This is a genomic window from Krasilnikovia cinnamomea, assembly GCF_004217545.1.
Lineage (GTDB): Bacteria > Actinomycetota > Actinomycetes > Mycobacteriales > Micromonosporaceae > Actinoplanes > Actinoplanes cinnamomeus.
In genome coordinates this window covers 1,689,440-1,706,239 of the sequence record NZ_SHKY01000001.1, presented here as the reverse complement: position 1 = coordinate 1,706,239, position 16,800 = coordinate 1,689,440, and the positions used below count along the sequence as shown (strand labels likewise).

The window sequence follows — 16,800 nt, the reverse complement described above, 5'->3', positions numbered from 1 at the left end:
GCGCCGACGGCGCGCGTTACCGAAACGTCCACTCAACCAGCACCGGAGGGAACGGATGAACACGCTGGTGCGGTTCGCCCGCGGCCAGATCGCGCGGCTGCACAGCCTCACGTCGCGGCAGGGGATGGCCCTGATCACGATCGTCGTGCTGTGCCTCGGCGTGGCCGGAGCCTCGGCGGCCGGGCAGGGCGCCGTCGCGATGACGCTGCTGGCCGGTCTCCTCGGTGCGGCCCTCGTCGGCCTCCTGCAACTGTCCCGGCGCCTCGGCGGGCTGATCCGCGCCCAGCGGGCCTCGCTGCGGGACCTGCGGGTGCTGCTGGAGGAGACGCAGCGCCGGCTGGTGGCCACGGGTGAGACCGAACGCGTCGCGGCGGCCACCCGGCACCGGGACCTGACCGCGCGGCTGGCCCGCGACGACCGGGACGCCCAGGAGGTCACCCGGCTGCTGCTGCGCGAGCAGAGCAGCGAGGCGGAGGCGGCGCTGCAGGTGTACCGGCTGGTGACGCCGCGCGCCCCGATGCCCTTCTCGGCCGACGCGGGGTGCGGCGCCGCCGACCTGCTCGGCCTGCTGCACCTGGTGCGCGCCCGGCGGCCCGCCGTGGCGGTCACCCTCGGCGCGGGCTCGGCCGCGGTGTGGCTGGCGTACGCGGTGGAGGCCGCCGGTGGCCGCCTCGTCGCGGTGGAGCACGACCGGGACGCCGCCGAGCGGATCCGGGCGCTGGCGGCCGCGCACGGCCTGACCCAGGTCGCCGAGGTCGTCCACGCGCCGCTGTCGGACGCCCGGCCGGGCAGCGACACCGCGGGCTGGTACGAGTGGACCGCCCTGACGGACGTGCGCGACGTGGACCTGCTGGTGGTGGACGGGCCGGCGGGGATGGCCACGGCCCGGCGGGTCGGCGCCGCGCTGCGGGTGTTCGGCCCTCGGCTGACCGGTGACGCGGTGGTGGTGGTGGACGACGGGCCGGGCGCCCGGGCGGCGAGCACCGCGCTCGGGGCGTCGCTGCCGGAGTTCCCGGGGGTCGGCCGGTTCACGGCGCTCGCGTACGTGCCGCCCCCGGCCGCCACGATGTCGGCCGTACCGTCCTGAGTGGTCAGATCTCGCGCACGATGACGTCGGCGATCCGCTGCCCGGCGTGGCCGTCCCACAGGGGCGGGGTCGGCCACGTCCGTGGCCGCCCGGCGCGCAGCCGCTGCTCCACCTCGGCGGCGAGCGTGGCCCGGGTGACGAGGCGGTTGGTGCCGTGCGTGATGGTGACCGGCCGTTCGGTGTTGGGGCGGATGGTCAGGCACGGTACGCCCAGGACGGTGGTCTCCTCCTGCACGCCACCCGAGTCGGTGACGACGGCTTCGGCGCCCCGGACCAGGCCGAGGAACTCCACGTACCCGAGGGGTTCGAGCACGCGGACCCGGGGGTGGGTGAACAGGCCCACGGACCGCAGCCGCTCCCGCCCGCGCGGGTGCAGCGGCAGGACGACGTCGGCCTGGTCGGCGACGGCGTGCACGGCGTGGACGAGTTCGGCGGCGTCGGCGGGGTGGTCCACGTTGGCCGGGCGGTGCAGGGTGGCCACCACGTACGGGCCGTCGAGGCCGTGTTCGGCGCGGGCCTTCGCCGCGTCGAAGCGGTCCAGGTGGGCCAGCAGCGTGTCGATCATCGGGTTGCCGACCAGGTGGATGCGGTCCGCCGCGATCCCCTCGTTGCCCAGGTGAGCGACCGCGTCGGGGCTGGTGGCGAAAAGGGTGTCCGCGATGCGGTCGGTGACCACGCGGTTGATTTCCTCGGGCATGGTGCGGTCGAAGCTGCGCAGCCCCGCCTCGACGTGCGCGACGCGGATCCCGAGCTTCGCGGCGGCCAGGGCGGCGGCGACGGTCGAGTTGACGTCGCCGTAGACGACCAGCAGGGCGGGCCGGCGTTCGAGGAGCAGGTCCTCCACGGCGGTGAGCACGGCCGCGGTCTGGGCCGCGTGGCTGCCCGATCCGACGCCGAGGTCGACGTCCGGGCGGGGCAGGTCGAGCTGGCGCAGGAACACGTCGAACATCTGCTGCCCGTAGTGCTGTCCGGTGTGTACGAGCTGTTGCGAAACCCCCCGCTCGGCGAGGGCCCGGTACACCGGCGCGGCCTTGGGGAAGTTGGGCCGCGCTCCGGTGACGTGCAGTACGGGGCCGGGCATGAACAACCTCCGTCGGTGCGTCGGGGGAACGTGCTGTACAACGCCGGGCATACTGCAGGGATTCGGGACAAAGCGCGACAACCCACCGCTTCGCCTCGTTCATCGAAGGGCGGCGCGTCCGCGTCGGCCGATCCGCACGCACTAGGAGTTCGCATGCCCGCCCGCCGTGTCAAAGACCTGGCCCGCCGCGTGCCGCGGCGGGTGCGCTACGGGGCGCTCGGCTGCGTCCTGGTCGCCGGTCTGGCCACCGCCGCAGCGACCCGCTCCTGGCTCGTGCTGATCGTCGAGCTGTTCGTGGTGGCCGCGATCCTCGGCAGCGCCCTGTGGGAGCAGCGCCAGCTGCGCATGGCGCTGGGCCGGCAGGCCAAACGGCTGCGCGCCACCACCGAACGCGTCCGCGACTCCGACCGGGTCCAGGCCCACCTCGCCCTGGAGCTGTACGACCAGAACCGCGCGGCCGGCCGGGAGTTCCCCGCCGCCCTCGGCCCCCTGGTGCTCGACGCGCTGGCCGAACGCGGCGACGTGCTGCCCGCCTTCGCGCTGGCCGAGCGCAGCGCCGCCGACGCCATCGCCGTGCCCACGTTCCGCCGCCTCCGGCGCGACCTGCACCGCAGCGGCTACCTCGCGCGCGCCGAGGCGATGGCCCGGCACTGCGCCGAACGCGGCAAACCCGACGACCGGCGCGCCGTCATCCACCTGCGCGGCGAACACGCGGTGCTCTCGGGCGACTTCGTGCCGTCCGTGGCCCCCCGAGACCCGGGCAAGCCCGTGCCCAACCGGGTGCTGCACCTGGTCGGCAAGTCCCTGCCCGAGGCGCAGGCGGGCTACACCCTGCGGACCCACTTCATCGCCACCGCCCAGCAGGCCGCCGGCCTGGACCCGCACGTCGCCACGGAACTCGGCTTCGGCGCCGATACCGACGCGGTCGTCGACGGCATCACCTACCACCGCGTCCAAGGTCCGGCCCAGGGCACCCTGCCGCTGGACCAGTGGCTGAGCCAGCACGTCGAACGCACCGCCGAACTGGTCCGCCAACTGCGCCCGGCCGTACTGCACCCCGCCTCGAACTACCTCAACGCCCTCACCGCGCTGGCGATCGGCAAGGCGTACGGCATCCCGGTCGTCTACGAGACGCGCGGCTTCTGGGAGGAGACCTGGCTGTCCCGCCAGATCCAGCGCGCGGGCTGGGACTACCCCGAGGTGGTGGCGAAGTACGGCGAGCCCGACATCTACCGCATGCGCCGGGACCTGGAGGACCGGTGCCGCCGCGAGGCCGACCGGGTCGTCACGCTCGCCGACGTCATGGCCGACCGGATCGTCCTGGGCGGGGTGCCCCGTGACCGGATCCACGTGGTGCCCAACGCCGTGGACACCGACCGGTTCCCCGTTCTGTCCCGGGACGCGGACCTGGCGCAGCGGCTGGGCATCCCGGCCGACACCACGGTCGTCGGCTACATCTCCTCCCTGGCCGAGTACGAGGGCATCGACACGCTCCTGCGCGCGTACGCGCGGCTCGACGGCCGGGTCGCCCTGCTGATCGTCGGTGACGGCGTGGAACGCGAGAACCTCCAGCAGCTCGCCGCGGACCTCGGCGCGTCCGGTGTGCACTTCACCGGGCAGGTGCCGCACGATCAGGTGCTGCGCTACTACAGCCTGATCGACGTCTTCGTGGTGCCGCGCCGCCCCACCGAGGTCTGCCACCTGGTCACTCCGCTGAAGCCGTTCGAGGCGTTCGCCACCGGCCGCGCGGTGGTGCTGTCCGACGTGCGCGCGCTGGCCGGCATCGCCCGGGAGAGCGGCGCCGCCGAGCTGTTCACGGCGGGCGATCCGGGCTCGCTCGTCACGGTGCTGCGCCGCCTGCTGGCCGACCCCGACCGCCGCCGTGAGCTGGCCGAGGCCGGTGCGGCCTGGGTGCGCCAGGAGCGTACGTGGTCCGCCAACGCCCGCCTCTACGCCCGCCTCTACGAGGAGCTGACCAGCGGGGTGCCCGGCCAGCGCCGCCCCGAACGCAGCGACGCCGTGGTCAGCTGACGGGGACGCGCAACGGAAACCGGCCGGGGTCGTTTTGCCCCGTGTGACCGTCGATGTGGTGAGCAAGGTGCCGCGGCCCGGGACCCCGCCCGCGCCCGCCGCGCCCGCCGCCGGGCCACCGGACGCCGTGCCGGTCCGCCGGCTGTGGCGCCGGGCGGTGCTGCGCGCCGCGCTGATCCCGCTGATCGTGCTGGTGCCGCTGACCACGCTGGCGCCGTCGGGAGACCACCGGTTCAACATCTACTGGCACGGCGGGCGGTACCGCACCGACCCGCTGGGCATCGTCACGGGCACCATCGACGTGCTTCCCACGTACCTGCGGCTGGGCAACTTCCGGCCGCTGGGGCGGATGGTCGAGGCGATCATCGACCTCGGCGTCTACCTGCTCACCGACCTGCTGCACCTGCCCGCGAACATCGCGTTGCGGCTGGTCACCTGCGCGGCGGCCGTACTGCTGTCGGTCGCCGCCGTGGTCTTCGCCGAATGCGTCGTCGCGCGCGGGCGGGTGTTCGGCACCGCGCCGTCGCGGCTGTCCGCGGTGCTGCCGTTCGCGGTGGGCGGCTGCTGCGTCGCGGCGGGCGACACCACGGTGTTCATCCTCTTCGGCGCGTTGTACCTGACCACGTCGGCGCTGGTGCTCGGGCTCGCCGCGGCGTTCGCCCGGCTGGTGCGTACCGGAGACTTCCGGCTCGGCTGGCGCCGGGCCGCGGCCGCCGCGCTGGCCGGTGCCGCGATCGCCTGCTTCAACGAGCTGGCCGCGCTCGCCCTCCCGCTGCTGACCGTCACCGTGCTGGCCCGCGCCCGCTGGGTGTCGGGGCTGGACTGGCGGCGGGCCTGCACCGGTCCCGCCGCCCGCGCCGTCGCCGCGTGCTGGCTGGGGTTCCTGCCCATCTTCCTGACCATCCGCGTGATCATCGCGGGCTACTGCCGGGCGGGCGACTGCTACAAGGGCTCCGATGTGGCCCTGGGCCCCGGCGCGCTCGCGGCGTTCCCGCTGCGGCTGGGGGCCTGGCTGCCGCCGCTGGGCTGGGCCCGCGCGGCGGACGGCGCGGGCGCGGCCTGGCCGGTGGGGGTGCTGCCGCTGCTGGCGCTCGCCGCGCTCGGCCTGCTGGTGTGGCACGCCACCCGGGACCTGCCCCGGCTGGCTCCGCTCGACCGGGGGCAACTGCTCGGGGCCGGCGCCGTCGCGGTCAGCCTGCTGCTCCTGGGCGCCGCGCTGGCCAGCCTCAACGCCGACGTCCAGCGTTTCGCCGGACTCGGGCGGTGGGGGCAGGGCTGGCGTGACTCCGGGGTCACCGCGGCCGCCGGTGGGCTGCTGCTGGCGCTCGGTGCCGTCGCGCTGACCGGCCGGCGGCGCCGCCCGTACCGGGCCCTGACCTGGGTGCTGGTGGTGCTGGCGGTGGTCGGTGCCGGGACCGTGGCCGCCAACCAGACCTATGCGGACCGGGTGGCGCGCCGCCAGCTGTCGCTGCTGGACAACCGGATCGCGCTGGAGATGGCCGGATTCGACCGCACGCCCGCGGGCAACGAGCGCCGGTGCGCGCTGCTGCGCGAGGCGTTCACCCGCTTCGCCGACAACGAGCACACCCGCACCCGGTACGCCGAGTCCCTCGACGTCGGCGCGCGGGACACCGCCGGGCTCCCGTTCTGCCGGAGCGCCGGATGAGCCCCGACCCGGAACCGCTGATCTCCGTGATCGCCCCCGTCTACAACGAGGGCGAGGGGGTGGACCGCTTCGTGCACCGCCTCACGGAGGTCCTGGCCGTACCGGGGCAACGGCACGAACTGATCCTCATCGACGACGGCTCCCGCGACGACTCCTGGCCCCGGGTGGTACGCCAGGCCGAGCGGGACCCCCGGGTGCGCGGCATCCGGCTGTCCCGCAACTTCGGCAAGGAGGCGGCGATGCTGGCCGGGCTGGAGCACGCCCGCGGCGACGCCGTGATCGTCATCGACGCCGACCTGCAGCACCCACCGGCCGCGATCCCGGAGATGCTGCGCCGCTGGCGCGCGGGCGCGCACGTGGTCGAGGCGGTCAAGCGCAACCGGCCCGGCCAGTCCGTGCCCAGCCGCCTGGCGGCCCGGCTGTTCAACGCGGGCTTCACCCGGCTGACCACCGTGGAGCTGGTCAACGCCACCGACTTCCGGCTGCTCAGCCGCCCCGCCCTGGAGGCGCTGCTGCGGCTGCCGGAGCACTCGTCGTTCTTCCGGGGCACCAGCAGCTGGATCGGCTACTCGCGCGACACCGTCGGGGTGGACATCGACCACCGGGAGGGTGGCGCCTCACGGTGGACGTTCCGGGCGCTGTGCCGCCTCGCGGTCAACGGGCTCACCTCGTTCACCTCGGCGCCGCTGCACCTGGTCACGGTCGTCGGGGTGGGCTTCGCCGGGTTCGCGGCGGTACTCGGGATCCAGACGCTGGTGCGCTGGCTGCGCGGCGGCTCGGTGGCCGGGTTCCCCACGGTCATCCTGCTGCTGCTGGTGATGGGCACGTTCATCCTGTTGGGCCTCGGCGTGATCGGCGAGTATCTGGCCCGGATCCACGAGGAGGTCCGCGGCCGCCCGCGCTACCTGGTCCAGGACCGCGCCGATTCGGGCCCGGCCGCCGGCGAGCCGGCCGCGGTGCCCGGCCAGCGGTCGGACCGTGCGCCGCGCTGAGTTCGGCCGCCTCCTCCGGTACGGATGCAGCGGCGCGGCCAGCGCCGCCACCCACTTCGGCACCGCGCTGGTGCTGGTGGAGGGGCCCGGCATGCCCCCGGTCCCGGCGTCCACGGTGGGCTTCGGGGCCAGCATCGTGGTCTCGTACGTGCTGCAGCGCAACTGGGTGTTCCGCGCGAGGACCCGGCACGCCGTCGGCGGCGCCCGCTTCCTGGCGGTGACGGCCGTGGCCCTGGCCTGCAACACCGCCGTGGTCTGGGCCGGAACGGCCCTGCTGGGGGCGCCCTACCGGCTGGTGCAGGCGGTGGCGCTGGTGTTGATCCCGCTGGTCAACTACACGATCAACTCACGGTGGACCTTCCGCGACCGGCGGCGCGCCGGGCTGCCGCGCCCCCCGGCTCAGGGCACCAGTTCGGCCGAGAGCAGCGGCGCCAGCAGCCGGCTGTAGACCGTGGTGATGTGGTGGCGGTCCTTGTAGACCAGGACGTTGCCGATGATCACCGGGCAGTCGGTGGCGGTGCAGAACCAGGGCAGCGGGTCGATGACCGAGACCCCCTGGCCGCGGGCGAGGTCCATCACCCGGGCGCGCAGCTCCGGTGCGCGGACCGCCACGGCGCGCGGGTGGGCGCAGGCCGCCGGGTCGCTCATGTGCTGCGACAGGCAGTCCGGGACGAGGTTGTGCCACGGCGTGTCGTTGACGAAGTACACCTTGGTCCCCGGCGCGGAGACCTGCGTGAAGGTGTACTGCCACGCCCGCATCCACGTGGTGTCGAGACCCCCCGTGACGCCCAGCAGCGCGCCGCCCGGTGACACGGACGCCAGCACCACCATCGCCGGACGCAGCTCCCGGATCTTCTGGTACGCCGCCCGCCGCCACTTGACGCATTCGGTGAACGGCCGCTTCAGCGAGTCCTGGTAGATGTACACGTTCGCGGCCGAGCAGGCGCTCTTGACCAGGGGCACGAGCTTCCAGTGCCGCTGCCGGGCGACCGCCTCCAGGGCGGGGAACCAGTGCCCGGCGTGCGAGTCGCCGAACAGGACCACGGTGGTGGGCGAGTTCGGATCCCCGTACGCGCAGTCCTTGATCAACCACTCGGTGAACTCGGGGGAGCACAGGTCCTTGTAGAGCTGCGGCTTGTCCCGGGCGGCCCGGGACAGCTTCGGGGTGAGGTCCACGGGGACGGCGGGCAGGTGCACGCTGTCGGCGATGCGCTGCTGCAGCGCGGTCACGTTGGACTGCGGGGCCAGCGGCGCGGCGCGGTAGCCGGAGACGGCCGTGCCGTTCTCGGCGGTCAGGGTGACGCACAGCGCCACCGAGGCGGCGGACATCACCAGGCCCGCCGCCAGGCCGCGCCACGGGCGGCGGCGCAGCACGGGCAGGCGCCGGAACGGGTTCTCCACCAGCGCGTACGTCAGGGCGGCCAGGACGAGCGCGGCCAGCGCCGCGAGGATGCTCTGCCACCAGGCCGGCGGATGACCCAACAGGTACGGCGCGACCGCCAGCAGCGGCCAGTGCCACAGGTACCAGGAGTACGACAGGCGCCCGATCGCCTGCAGGGCCGGGTGACCCAGCGGCGGGGCGGGACACGCACATCCGCCCGCGATCACGGCGGCGGCCCCGAGCACGGGCAGCAGGGCCGCGTACCCGGGGAACGGGGTGGCCTCGGTGTACGTCACCGCGGCGGCCGCGATCGCGAGCAGCCCGGCGGTGGCCAGGGCGAGGGCGGCGCGGCGGCCGAGCCGGGCGGCCGCGCCCGCGCCGAGGGCCAGCAGCGCGCCGACGCCGAGCTCCCACGCCCGGGTGTGCGCCCCGAAGTACGCCCAGGCCGCGTTGTGCCGGGTCTGCCAGACGCTGACGGCGAACGAGGCGGCCGTCAGTCCCATGAGCAGGAGGGCGATCCTGGAGAGATCGCCGCGCGCGCCGGGCTTGCGCCCCGCCGCGGCGGACCGCTGGGCGTGCACGACGACCAGCAGGAGCAGCAGCGGCCACACCAGGTAGAACTGCTCCTCCACGGCCAGCGACCAGAAATGCTGCAACGGCGACGGGTCCGTCTCCGCGCTCAGGTAGTCCGTGCCGATCACGGCCAGCCGGTAGTTCATCGCGTACCCGGTGGTGTACAGCGCGTCGGCGAGGATGTCCGGCAGCCGCAGCGGCGGCAGCCACCACACCGACATCGCCACCGTCGCCACGACGACCACGGTCGCGGCGGGCAGCAGCCGCAGCGCCCGGCGCGCGTAGAACCCCGGCACGGAGATCCGGCCCGTCTCGCGCACCTCGCGCAGCAGCAGCCCCGTGATCAGGAACCCGGAGATGACGAAGAAGACGTCCACCCCGACGTAGCCGCCCCCGACCAGCGGCAGTCCGCAGTGGTACGCCACCACGAGCAGCACCGCGACCGCGCGCAACCCCTGGATGTCGCGGCGATGCCGGGACGGGCGGGCCGCCCGGGGCGCGGGCCGCTCGGCGACCGGCGTGCCCCGGCGGCGCGGGGCGGGTGCGGTGACCGGCGCGGTCCGGACCGGTGCGCTGGCCGACCCGGACGTGCCGGTACCGAGCCCGGTCACAGGCGGTGTGCCTCCGCGCTCGTGGTGACACCCCGGGTGTCGAAGAAGCGCTTCGCGATGCCCGCGAGGTGGTCCGCGTCGTACCCGCGGTGGTGCTGCACGAGGATGGTCAGGTCGGCGGCCGCGGCCGCACCCTCCAGGTCCTCGGTACGCGGCACCACCAGGTCGCCCACCCGCCACGACGGCACGTACGGGTCGTGGTAGGCCAGCTTCGCGCCCAGCGACATCAGGTGCCGGGCCAGCGGGGTGGCCGGTGACTCGCGCCGGTCCGCGATGTTCGCCTTGTACGTGACCCCCAGCAGCAGCACCGTGGCCCCGTGCACCGCCTGCCCGTCCGCGTTGAGCAGGTTCTGCGCCCGCCGGGCCACGTACGCGGGCATGGTCGCGTTGATCTCCTGCGCCAGCTCCACGAACCGGAACGGGTAGCCCAGCTTGCTGCGCACGTTGTGGCTCAGGTAGTTCGGGTCGATCGGGATGCAGTGCCCGCCGACCCCCGGCCCCGGGTAGAACGCCTGGAAGCCGAACGGCTTGGTCGACGCGGCGTGGATGACGTCCCACAGGTCGATGTCGAGCTCGTGGCAGAACCGGGCCATCTCGTTGACCAGCGCGATGTTCACATGCCGGTACGTGTTCTCCAGCAGCTTCGCGGTCTCCGCCTCCCGGGTGCCCCGGGTCCGTACGACCGTCTCCACCAGCCGCCCGTAGAACGCGGCCACGGCGTCGGTGCAGGCCGGGGTGTGCCCGCCGACGACCTTGGGGGTGTTGTGCGCGCCGTACCGCTCGTTGCCCGGGTCGATGCGTTCCGGGGAGAACGCCAGGTGGAAGTCCAGCCCGGCGGTGAGCCCGGACAGCCGTTCCAGCAGCGGCCGGACCACGTCGTCCGTGGTACCCGGGTACGTGGTGGATTCCAGCACCACCAGCATGCCGGGCTTGAGATTGCGGCCCACCGCCTCGGTCGCGCCGATCACCGCCGACAGGTCCGGACCGTCCCCCTCGGCCAGCGGGGTGGGCACGCAGATGACCGCGGTGGACGCGGTCGCGATCAGCGACTCGTCGGTGGTCGGCGTGAAGCCGTCCGCGACCATCTGGGCCACGTCGGTGTCGCTGAGGTCGTCGACGTGCGAGCGCCCGGCGGCCAGCCCCGACACCACCCGCGCGGAAACGTCGAAGCCGAGCACTCGCATGCCGACGCGGGTGGCCTGGTGCGCCAGCGGCAGGCCGACGTAGCCCAGGCCGAGGATCACGACGTCGTAGCTCACGATTCACTCCTCACGGGAAGACGGCAGGAAGGGCCTCACGGGGAGGACGGCAGGGGTACGTCGCCGGCCGGGCGCGGGCCACCGGTACCGGCCACCGCGCGGGTGGCCTGCCGCGCCACCACGGGCGGGGCCGGGTGCAGGCGGCTGAGCGAGACCGTCGCGGGCCGCGGCTCGGCCAGCTCGTACGGCGAGACGAACGGCAGGTACGCGGGCAGGAAGTCGGCGACCAGCCCGGCCTGCTCCGCCGCGACCTCGGGGTCCGAGTCGGTGTCGTTGAGGCAGAACGCGTCGAGGTGGCGGTGCCGCAGCAGCGACGCCAGCTTGAACGGCGTGGCCGGATCGGCCAGGTCGGCGTACCGGTAGCGGACCTCGCCCGGCACCGCCCGCCCGGTCAGGTACGCGTAGTACTGCTGCAGCGAGGAGAGCAGCGCGATGTCCTCGGGGTGCCGGAACTGGTGCTCGGCGGTCGCCGTCACGTACTCGGCGAAGCGCTGCTCGATCTCGGTGAGGACACTGAGCCGCGACGGGTGCGGGGTGTGCAGCATCTTGCGGGTCAGCACCCGCCCGAACGCCTCCCGGATGAGCCGCCGGTTGTTCTTGCCGGCCGAGTTGACCGGCGCGTCCGCGGAACTGCGCGGGCCGGAGTCGACCTGGGCGCTCGACGGGAAGAAGCGGGTCAGCCCGCCCGGGGTGAAGAACAGGTCCGGGGTGACCGGGCGGCCGAGGAACACGTCGTCGTTGAGATACAGGAAGTGCTCCGACAGCCCCGGGATGCGGTGCAGCCGCGACTCGATGGCCTGCGAGTTGAAGGTCGGCAGCCGTCCCGTGTCGCCGAAGATCTCCCGGTGGTCGACCACGGTGATTCCCGGGTGATCCATGTCCAGCCAGGACGGCACCTGGTCGTCCGTGACGATGAAGACGTGCCGTACCCAGGGGGCGAAGCAGTGCAGGGCGCGCAGTGAGTAGCGCAGCTCGTCGCGGCAGGCGTACCGCGAGTCGTTGGCGGTCTGCCCGTTGACGTCGGTGACCCAGGGGTTGCCGCGCAGCGCCTCGGCCTTGCGGGCCCGCCAGGCGGGGTCGTCGCCGTCGACCCAGGTGTAGACCACGTCGATCGGGAAGCTGATCCGGTCGGGGTCGGCGAGCGTGAACACCTCCCGGGTGCGGTACCGGGTGTGGTCGGACGCAGCGCTGAACGGGCCGAAGGCGGCTTCGGGGGCGGTGGTCACCGGCTCGTCGACCTTGATCACGTCGGCGATGGGGTTGTCGCGCGGGCCGGTCAGGTGCCCGTCGCTTTCCCGCCAGAATTCGATCTCGCAGCCGAGGTCCGTACCGAGCAGCAGGCTGCCGGTCGGGTCGGTGACCGGCCAGCACACCCGCAGCACGTCGGCGCCGCGCCGCCGGCGCTCGCCGCTGTGCGGCCGGCGCTCGGCGCGCCGTGCGGGCGCGACGACCTCCAGCAGGCCGTCGCCGGTCGCGGTGAGGCCTTCCAGCAGGGCCACGACCCGGTCCCGCTCGGCCGCGGGTACGGCCACCGCGGTGCGCCGCACGTCGCGGGTGGGTACCCGGAACCAGTCGACGTCCGCGCCGGTCAGGGCGGCGGTGACCCGGGTGAGGTTGTCGCGCCGGACGGAGGCCGGGCTGGCCGCCCGCTCGCGCCGGGCGGTGATCCAGCCCTGCCCGGTGCGCACCCGCATGGACGGGGTGTCCGGGGTGACCCGCATGGTGGGCAGCCGGGGCGGCGGCGACAGCGGCACGATGCGCCGCGCCACGTGTAGCCGCCGGTGTGCCGCGACCCGGGGCAGCAGTCGATCCTGCACCGAGGTGAAGATGCGCTTCCGGACCCGCCAGGGGGCCAGGCGCAGGATGCGCCGCAGGGGCACGGCTCGTTCCTTCCGCCGGGTGTCCGTCGTACCGATGAGCGAGCGCCTCGCCGCACGGTTCCTGACCCTCAACGGCGGGATTCGGCGGAAGGTTGCGGTCGATATCGGCTTATCGGACATCTGTGCCAAGCCGTCACAGGTGTGGTCGAAGCTACGAAAGTGACGCCCGTTATCCCCGGTATATTCGATTTGCCGGTGGGGCGTGGGTGAATGCGCCGGGGCAACCCCTACGGGTGCGCTCCGGGGATCCCGCCGATGCGCGGGTTGCGCGGCGGGCGCATGGTGGAAGTCGGCCGGTCGGCGGCCGAGGGGAGGCGGAAATGGGCAAGGCAATCGCGTACCTGGTGGCCATGATCGCCGGGGTGATCGTGGTGGGCTGGATCGCCGTGAGCGTCCTGCACGTGCTGGCCGGAGCGCTGGCGTACCTGATCGTCGGCGCCGTGGTGGTCGGCGGCGGCCTCTACCTGTACGGCAAGGCCAGGCGCTCGCTGGCCCCCGGCACCCGCACCCAGCGCCGCATCGAGGCCGCCACCAAGACCTACCGGATGCGCCAGCGGTGAGAAGCCGCACCAAGCGCAGGGAGCGCAGCGACCGGAGCGACTGCGGGTTCTCACCGCTGGGGCAGGCGCATCCGGTGTCCGCGCGAAGCGCGGACCGGCAGACTCGGATGCGCCAGCGGTGAGGATTCGGCGGGGCGGCTAGGCTTGCGGGCGTTCCCTCATCGCTGACCAACGGGAAGTTGCGCCGTGTTTGACACCTTGAGCGACCGGCTCTCCGGCATTTTCACCAAGCTGCGGGGCAAGGGACGGCTCACCGACGCCGACATCGACGCCACCGCGCGCGAGATCCGCCTCGCCCTGCTCGAGGCGGATGTGGCGCTCCCGGTGGTCCGGGCGTTCATCGCCAGCCTCAAGGAGCGGGCGCGCGCCGCCGAGGTGTCGCAGGCGCTCAATCCCGCCCAGCAGATCATCAAGATCGTCCACGAGGAGCTCATCAACGTCCTCGGCGGCGAGGCGCGGCGGCTGCGGTTCGCCAAGCAGCCCCCCACCGTGATCATGCTGGCCGGTCTGCAGGGCTCCGGTAAGACCACCCTCGCGGGCAAGCTGGCCCGCTGGCTCAAGGGCCAGGGCCACCAGCCGCTGCTGGTCGCCTGTGACCTGCAGCGCCCCAACGCGGTCAACCAGCTCCAGGTCCTCGGCGGCCGGGCCGGGGTCGACGTGTACGCCCCCCAGCCCGGCAACGGCGTCGGCAACCCGGTCCAGGTGGCCAGGGACTCGATCGAGCACGCGCAGCGGGCGGCGAAGGACATCGTCATCGTCGACACCGCCGGCCGCCTCGGTATCGACGCCGAGATGATGCAGCAGGCCGCGGACATCCGCGACGCGGTCAGCCCGGACGAGGTCATCTTCGTCATCGACGCCATGGTCGGCCAGGACGCGGTGCAGACCGCCGAGGCGTTCCGCGACGGCGTCGGCATCACCGGCGTGGTGCTGTCCAAGCTCGACGGTGACGCCCGCGGCGGCGCGGCCCTGTCCGTCCGGCACGTCACCGGCGAGCCGATCCTGTTCGCGTCCACCGGCGAGAAGCTGGAGGACTTCGACGTCTTCCACCCCGACCGGATGGCCAGCCGCATCCTGGGCATGGGCGACGTGCTGACCCTCATCGAGCAGGCCGAGCAGGCCTTCGACGAGGATCAGAAGGAGAAGATGACCTCCAAGCTGCTCGGTGGCGAGCAGTTCACCCTGGAGGACTTCCTCGACCAGCTCATCGCCGTACGGCGGATGGGCCCGATCGCGAACGTGCTGGCCATGATGCCCGGCGTGGGCCAGATGAAGGACCAGCTGGCCGAGCTGGACGACAGCCACTTCGACCGGGTCACCGCGATCATCCGCTCGATGACGCCGCAGGAGCGCGCCAACCCGAAGATCCTCAACGGCTCCCGCCGGGTCCGCATAGCCAACGGCTCCGGGGTCACCGTCATGGACGTCAACCAGCTGCTCAACCGCTTCGCCGACGCGCAGAAGATGATGAAGCAGATGGGCGGCATGATGGGTCTGCCCGGCGCGCGCCGCAAGGCCACCAAGAGCCCGAAGAACAAGCGCAAGGGCACCAAGGGAGGCAGCAGCCGGCCCCGCGTCGGCGGCGCCGGGATGCCGGCCGGTTTCCCCGGCGGCATGCCCCAGCTCCCCCCGGGCCTGGACCCGAACGCGCTGGGCGGCGGCGCCCCGGGCCTGCCCCCGGGCTTCAAGCTCCCCAAGCTCGACTTCAACAAACTGACCAAGCCCCCGAAGGACGACGACAAGCGCTGACCGCTTTTCGGATCTTGATGAGTTCCGGTCAGCTCCTGACCCGAACTCATCACTGTTCCGAGGTCACGGGGTTTCCGGCCGCCCGCATCACCGCCTCGGTTATCCACAGCCCACGATCACGGCCCCCGCCCGGTAGCCTGACGTCCCTAGGGTGACGGTGTCCTTGCCCGAGGAGGCCCATTGACCGCCGCGCTGAACCTGCCCGACAAGCAGGACTGGACCGTCGACGACCTGGCGAGCCTTCCGAAGGATCTTCGCTACGAGTTGATCGACGGAAGGCTGATCTTGCCGTCCCCCACCGCCATCCACCAGGACATCGGCGTTGAGATCCTGCTCGCCCTGCGGGCCGGATGTCCGCCAGACCTCATGCCCGTCGTCGATTTGTCGCTCGCGGTGAATTACCGCAACGAGCCACGGCCCGACGTCGTCGTCATCCGCCCCGACCACGCCAACGTCAGCCCGGTGCCGGTGGACGACGCCGTGCTGGCCGTGGAGGTCATCTCGCCCGGTTCCCACTTCCGGGACATGTACGCCAAGGCCAAGGTCTACGCCGCCGCCCGGGTCGCGCACTACTGGGTCATCGACCCGCTGTTCGACGACGGCATCGTGCTCACCGCGTTCCAGCCCGGCGACACCGGCGAGTACGAGATCGCCGCCAGCACCAACAAGGTCTTCACGACGGAGTCGCCATTCCCGGTGACCATCGACCTGCCCGCGCTGACCGAGCGCCGCCGCGCCCTGCTGGAGCGTGCCCGGCCGCACGACTGAACGGGTGATCAGGTAGGACTGTGGACATGGCCTTGCATGTGCGCGGTGTCCTGCTCCCCGACGACGAGGTACGCGACCTGTGGCTGGTCGGCGACCGGGTCACCTTCGAGCCGGTCGCGGACGCCGAGACGATCAGCGACTCCGGGTACGTCCTGCCCGGCCTCGTCGACGCCCACTGCCACCTCGGCATCCAGTACGGCGGCCGCCCGATCGAGCACCTCGATCAGGCGCGGGAACTGGCCACCACGGACCGCGACGCCGGGGTGCTGGCCATTCGGGACGCCGGATCGCCGTACCCGTATCCGGAGCTGGACGACGAGCCCGGCATGCCGCGCCTGGCCCGCGCCGGGCGGCACGTCGCGGCCCCCAAGCGGTATCTGCGCGACATCGGGGTGGAGGTCGACGGCGCCGACGTCGCCGCGGCCGTCACCGAACAGGCCCGGGCGGGGACGGGCTGGGTGAAGCTGGTCGGCGACTGGATCGACCGGTCCGTCGGCGATCTCGCCCCGTCCTGGGATCCGCAGACCATGGCCGCCGCCGTCGCGGCCGCGCATGCGGCGGGCGCCCGGGCGGCCGTGCACACCTTCTCGGAGGAGGGGGTGGCGCAGATGGTCCGGGCCGGAGTGGACTCGGTCGAGCACGGCACCGGGCTGTCGTTCGACCTCATCGACGAGATGGCCCGGCGCGGCACCGCGCTGGTGCCCACAATGATCAACATTCAGACGTTCGGGGGGATCGCGGACCGGGCCCGGGCGAAGTTCGCCGGGTACGCCGACCACATGGTCGCCCTGCGCGACCGCTTCCCGTCCGTGGTCCGCGCCGCTCACGAGGCCGGGGTGCCGATCTACGTGGGCACCGACGCGGGCGGCGGCATCCGGCACGGCCAGGCCGCCGAGGAGATGCTGCTGCTGCACGAGGCGGGCATCCCGGCGCTCGACGTGCTGGCCGCCGCGTCCTGGCGGGCCCGGGCCTGGCTGGGCTTCCCCGGACTGGTCGAGGGCGGCCGCGCCGACCTGGTCGTCTACCCCGAGGACCCGCGCCGCGACCTGACCGTGGTGCGGGCACCCCGGCGGATCGTCCTGCGGGGACAGGTGATCCGCTGAACGAGGGTGACTCGCGCCTGTGGCGGCGGTGATCCGCTGGGCTCCGGGGACGGGTGATC

Annotated in this window: 13 protein-coding genes; 9 read left to right on the top strand and 4 right to left on the bottom strand. The window is 73.3% G+C overall.

Annotation, left to right across the window (positions count from 1 at the left end; all coding sequences use genetic code 11):
- Positions 1-55: 55 nt before the first annotated feature.
- On the top strand, positions 56-1,087 hold the full coding sequence (locus EV385_RS35625) for a class I SAM-dependent methyltransferase (RefSeq protein ID WP_130508794.1): 1,032 nt from the start codon (positions 56-58) through the stop codon (positions 1,085-1,087).
- 4 nt (positions 1,088-1,091) lie between these two features.
- Here EV385_RS35625 and wecB read toward each other — a convergent pair whose 3' ends face one another.
- The gene (gene wecB, locus EV385_RS07485; RefSeq protein WP_130508793.1) at positions 1,092-2,168 is read right to left on the bottom strand and encodes a non-hydrolyzing UDP-N-acetylglucosamine 2-epimerase; all 1,077 of its coding nucleotides are present in this window, start codon (positions 2,166-2,168) and stop codon (positions 1,092-1,094) included.
- Positions 2,169-2,321: 153 nt separating this feature from the next.
- Between wecB and EV385_RS07480 the strand changes: the two genes are divergently transcribed.
- Genes EV385_RS07480 through EV385_RS07465 form a run of 4 tightly spaced genes read left to right on the top strand, consistent with a single transcriptional unit; the run spans position 2,322 to position 7,305 of the window.
- The gene (locus EV385_RS07480; RefSeq protein ID WP_130508792.1) at positions 2,322-4,199 is read left to right on the top strand and encodes a glycosyltransferase; all 1,878 of its coding nucleotides are present in this window, start codon (positions 2,322-2,324) and stop codon (positions 4,197-4,199) included.
- A 58-nt stretch (positions 4,200-4,257) separates the two neighbouring features.
- Entirely contained in the window at positions 4,258-5,865 is a 1,608-nt protein-coding gene (locus EV385_RS07475) for a hypothetical protein (protein ID WP_130508791.1), read from the top strand.
- A complete protein-coding gene (locus tag EV385_RS07470; protein WP_130508790.1) occupies positions 5,862-6,857 on the top strand; it encodes a glycosyltransferase family 2 protein in 996 nt (331 codons plus the stop codon). The genes EV385_RS07475 and EV385_RS07470 overlap by 4 nt, the downstream gene beginning before the upstream one ends.
- Positions 6,844-7,305, top strand: coding sequence for a GtrA family protein (locus EV385_RS07465; RefSeq protein ID WP_130508789.1), 462 nt, complete (start codon positions 6,844-6,846; stop codon positions 7,303-7,305). The genes EV385_RS07470 and EV385_RS07465 overlap by 14 nt, the downstream gene beginning before the upstream one ends.
- Here EV385_RS07465 and EV385_RS07460 read toward each other — a convergent pair.
- The 3 genes from EV385_RS07460 to EV385_RS07450 are packed head-to-tail and all read right to left on the bottom strand — an operon-like array spanning position 7,257 to position 12,561.
- Positions 7,257-9,422 (bottom strand): acyltransferase family protein, encoded by a 2,166-nt coding sequence (locus EV385_RS07460; protein ID WP_242624758.1) that lies wholly within the window; start codon positions 9,420-9,422, stop codon positions 7,257-7,259. The genes EV385_RS07465 and EV385_RS07460 overlap by 49 nt on opposite strands.
- Positions 9,419-10,681: a nucleotide sugar dehydrogenase gene (locus EV385_RS07455; protein ID WP_130508788.1), complete on the bottom strand. Its 1,263-nt coding sequence runs from the start codon at positions 10,679-10,681 to the stop codon at positions 9,419-9,421. The genes EV385_RS07460 and EV385_RS07455 overlap by 4 nt, the downstream gene beginning before the upstream one ends.
- A 35-nt stretch (positions 10,682-10,716) precedes the next feature.
- Entirely contained in the window at positions 10,717-12,561 is a 1,845-nt protein-coding gene (locus EV385_RS07450; protein ID WP_242624757.1) for a stealth family protein, read from the bottom strand.
- Between the two features lie 320 nt (positions 12,562-12,881).
- Between EV385_RS07450 and EV385_RS07445 the strand changes: the two genes are divergently transcribed.
- The 4 genes from EV385_RS07445 to EV385_RS07430 all read left to right on the top strand — a co-directional run bounded on the left by EV385_RS07445 (position 12,882) and on the right by EV385_RS07430 (position 16,741).
- Positions 12,882-13,121, top strand: a complete 240-nt coding sequence (locus EV385_RS07445) for a hypothetical protein (RefSeq protein WP_130508786.1) — start codon at positions 12,882-12,884, stop codon at positions 13,119-13,121.
- Positions 13,122-13,307: 186 nt separating this feature from the next.
- Positions 13,308-14,870 (top strand): signal recognition particle protein, encoded by a 1,563-nt coding sequence (gene ffh, locus EV385_RS07440; protein ID WP_130508785.1) that lies wholly within the window; start codon positions 13,308-13,310, stop codon positions 14,868-14,870.
- 180 nt (positions 14,871-15,050) lie between these two features.
- Entirely contained in the window at positions 15,051-15,638 is a 588-nt protein-coding gene (locus tag EV385_RS07435) for a Uma2 family endonuclease (protein ID WP_130508784.1), read from the top strand.
- Positions 15,639-15,664: 26 nt separating this feature from the next.
- Positions 15,665-16,741 (top strand): amidohydrolase family protein, encoded by a 1,077-nt coding sequence (locus EV385_RS07430; protein WP_130508783.1) that lies wholly within the window; start codon positions 15,665-15,667, stop codon positions 16,739-16,741.
- Positions 16,742-16,800: the final 59 nt, after the last annotated feature.

Bases quoted from the DNA above. Each gene is read 5' to 3' on its own strand.
- EV385_RS07430 (WP_130508783.1), top strand. From the start codon at position 15,665: ATGGCCTTGCATGTGCGCGGTGTCCTGCTCCCCGACGACGAGGTACGC.
- wecB (WP_130508793.1), bottom strand. From the start codon at position 2,168: ATGCCCGGCCCCGTACTGCACGTCACCGGAGCGCGGCCCAACTTCCCC.
- EV385_RS07480 (WP_130508792.1), top strand. From the start codon at position 2,322: ATGCCCGCCCGCCGTGTCAAAGACCTGGCCCGCCGCGTGCCGCGGCGG.
- EV385_RS35625 (WP_130508794.1), top strand. From the start codon at position 56: ATGAACACGCTGGTGCGGTTCGCCCGCGGCCAGATCGCGCGGCTGCAC.
- EV385_RS07470 (WP_130508790.1), top strand. From the start codon at position 5,862: ATGAGCCCCGACCCGGAACCGCTGATCTCCGTGATCGCCCCCGTCTAC.
- EV385_RS07445 (WP_130508786.1), top strand. From the start codon at position 12,882: ATGGGCAAGGCAATCGCGTACCTGGTGGCCATGATCGCCGGGGTGATC.